Source organism: Leptospira alexanderi serovar Manhao 3 str. L 60, assembly GCF_000243815.2.
Lineage (GTDB): Bacteria > Spirochaetota > Leptospiria > Leptospirales > Leptospiraceae > Leptospira > Leptospira alexanderi.
On sequence record NZ_AHMT02000015.1, the window covers coordinates 155,001 to 157,500 of the forward strand.

The 2,500-nt window shown below is 40.8% G+C and carries 2 protein-coding genes and 2 pseudogenes (2 of these 4 only partly in view); 1 reads left to right on the plus strand and 3 read right to left on the minus strand.

Annotated elements, in window-relative coordinates; genetic code table 11:
- A protein-coding gene (gene plsX, locus LEP1GSC062_RS04595; RefSeq protein WP_139356663.1) for a phosphate acyltransferase PlsX crosses the window boundary here: on the plus strand, nucleotides 1–553 show its 3' portion. The gene continues 455 nt to the left of window position 1, outside the view; the window shows 553 of its 1,008 coding nt (coding positions 456–1,008); its start codon lies beyond the left edge, outside the window; the stop codon is at nucleotides 551–553.
- 125 nt (nucleotides 554–678) lie between these two features.
- Here plsX and LEP1GSC062_RS04600 read toward each other — a convergent pair whose 3' ends face one another.
- The 3 genes and pseudogenes from LEP1GSC062_RS04600 to LEP1GSC062_RS25775 all read right to left on the minus strand — a co-directional run.
- A complete protein-coding gene (locus LEP1GSC062_RS04600) occupies nucleotides 679–1,287 on the minus strand; it encodes a hypothetical protein (RefSeq protein WP_010578493.1) in 609 nt (202 codons plus the stop codon).
- A gap of 1 nt (nucleotide 1,288) precedes the next feature.
- Nucleotides 1,289–2,095 (minus strand): annotated as a pseudogene (locus LEP1GSC062_RS25770) (ATP-dependent (S)-NAD(P)H-hydrate dehydratase); the annotation flags it as partial.
- Nucleotides 2,096–2,283: 188 nt separating this feature from the next.
- Nucleotides 2,284–2,500 (minus strand): annotated as a pseudogene (locus LEP1GSC062_RS25775) (NAD(P)H-hydrate epimerase); its annotated part runs 435 nt beyond the window's last position; the annotation flags it as partial.

Here is a 2,500-nt window from a genome sequence, read left to right on the forward strand (position 1 = left end):
TTATCTGGCTCAGTTTGCCGTAATGGGAGAGATTTATTCAAAGCTAATATTCAATATTTCTAATCCTAAGGTTGGAATTCTTTCCAATGGAGAAGAAGATAAAAAAGGGAACGCCGTTTCCTTAAAAGCGTTCGAAATGATCAAAAAACTTCCGATTCGTTTCGTAGGAAATGTGGAGGGACGAGATCTCTACGGAGGTGGTAAGGATGTGGACGTTGTGGTCTGCGACGGTTTTATCGGAAACATTGTGTTAAAGGCGACCGAGGGTCTTTCCAAATCCATATTCAACGTCTTGCGTGAAAGTATCAAACAATCTAGTCTGGCCCAGACCGGAGCCTTGCTCCTCAAGCCTACCTTTGGAGCCATCAAAAAACGTCTGGATTATGCGGAATATGGCGGAGCGCTTTTGTTGGGCGTGGACGGAATCTGCTTGATCGGACACGGTTCGTCTAACGCTCTTGCCGTACAAAGAGCGATTCGGGTGGTGACTGAATGCGCGCAGCGCCAAATTAACGATCGTATCGCGGCCGATATCAAAAAGTATAATATTTAACGTGAGTACGGATGCTTTGATTTCTTCCATGCCGAAAGGCTCATATCCTTGAGTTTGGATGCCATTATCGTTGTTGATTGTTTTGCCGCCTGAGGTGCCAAAATCGATCGAAGAGTGAATTTCGTTCAAGGGTTTTCGATCGATAAAAACTTTCGGTCTTCCTTATGAGAGACGATTAATTCTAATTTTAAGCCGCTCGGAGAATGGACCCTACGAAATATTCTTTCCAGAAAGTTTTCGGAAGATTTTGTTTTGCAGTCGGGAGGAAGTAAATCGATCGCATCGTCGTTTAATCTGAATCTTGCAAATTCAATTTTGCCAGGATATAATGTTTTTTGGGGAACGTTCCAAATTGTATCCACACAATTGATGCCGTCTTTGTTACTTAAAAGAATTTTAAAATTCCAACCTGTATCGGGAAAACGAGTCTCCTTTGAGTTGTCTTCGTTTTTCATAAATAAGAAGAAGGTCGGAAAACCTTCCTTACCTTCTCGACTTGATTTAACATATAAGGTTACGGATCCAATTTTCAATTTAGGAGAGGAAGATTGAACCGTGAATGCTCCCGGATTCATAGTTCTTGCAACCATGCCGATCACTAAAACGACTAAAACCAAATTTAAAATAAAGATCAAACGTACTCTCGAAAATTTGCCGCCACTGGATTGTTTTCTACTTTCTTCCAAGAATTTTCTGAATTCTTCCGGAGAACGAGAATGATAACCGCCGCCCATGTCAATTGTCCCCCTTTGTCAGTAATTTGCGAATTACGGAAGCGGTCGGAAAACCTTTTGATTTTTTTGCCGCTTGAGTAAGTAAAGAAAATGAAAGTTGAACTGCTTCGGGGATCGTAAAGCTTCTTGAGAGATAAAAAGAAAGAATTCCGGCCAAAAGATCCCCCGTCCCCATCACAGCCAATTTCGGTTCCGGTGTCTCCCAAAGAAAAACTGTTCCGTTTGGGTCTATTAAAAAAGAGGAATGTCTTTTCCACAATAGATACGTCTTGAAGTTTTTTGCGTATTCTTTCGCAAGAGAAATTCCTTGTCCGACCGATTTTATTTTCGTGTTTAAAAGACTTTCCAGTTCTCCCGTATGGGGAGTCATCAATACTTTTTCATGTAATAGAATATTCTGATATGCTTTAATAGCTCCCGCGTCAAGAACGCAGAATTTTTCTTTCGGTAAAGGAAGGATCGGACATTCTTCCGTTTTTAAGCCTGGGCCTAAAAGGAAAACGGATGCTTTTCGAACGAAAGGAAGATTTATGATATCGGAACTTTCCGGAATCGTATTTACCATCAAAGAGGGATCTTTTTTTAAAACTCCCCGGACTGTTTTTTCGGAGGGGGTCAAAAGGAGAGAAATTCCTCCGCCTAACTCGTGAAATGTGAGTAGAGAAGAAAGCGCCGCTCCCGACATTCCCTGGGAGCCTCCGATGAGGAGCAAAGAGCCGTTTTGGTATTTATGAGAATTTTCTTCTCTTGGAAAGGTTTTTTTTAGAATGGATTTTGGAATTTTTTTCCAAAGGATTTTACCGGTTTGAGATTTGGACTCGAAAGGGACTCGGTCTTTGATTTCATTTGATGATACTTCTTGATTTTCGTTGGATGAATCTCTACTGTTGGATTCGATTTGATTTTGATTGAATTCGATGTTGAATGTAGTTCTGCTGACAGGATTGTCTTGGTTTTGATCGTTCGGGATCGCGGAAAGAGATAAATCCGTATTCTTTCCGATCGGAAAACCTATTCTGTGAAACGTTTTACGCACTTTGCCGGGTAAAAAACGATTTTTCCATTTTTTTACGCCAATTTCGGCTAACGCATCAGTTTCAAAAGGAAGTGGAAAATCTTCGTTAAAACCTGAGACCGCATCGATACTAAGGATGAAACTACCTTTCGGTTTTTTTTGTTTGTTTTCTTTGATTTTGGAGATGACGATGTCCAA

Bases quoted from the DNA above. Each gene is read 5' to 3' on its own strand.
- LEP1GSC062_RS04600 (WP_010578493.1), bottom strand. From the start codon at position 1,287: ATGGGCGGCGGTTATCATTCTCGTTCTCCGGAAGAATTCAGAAAATTC.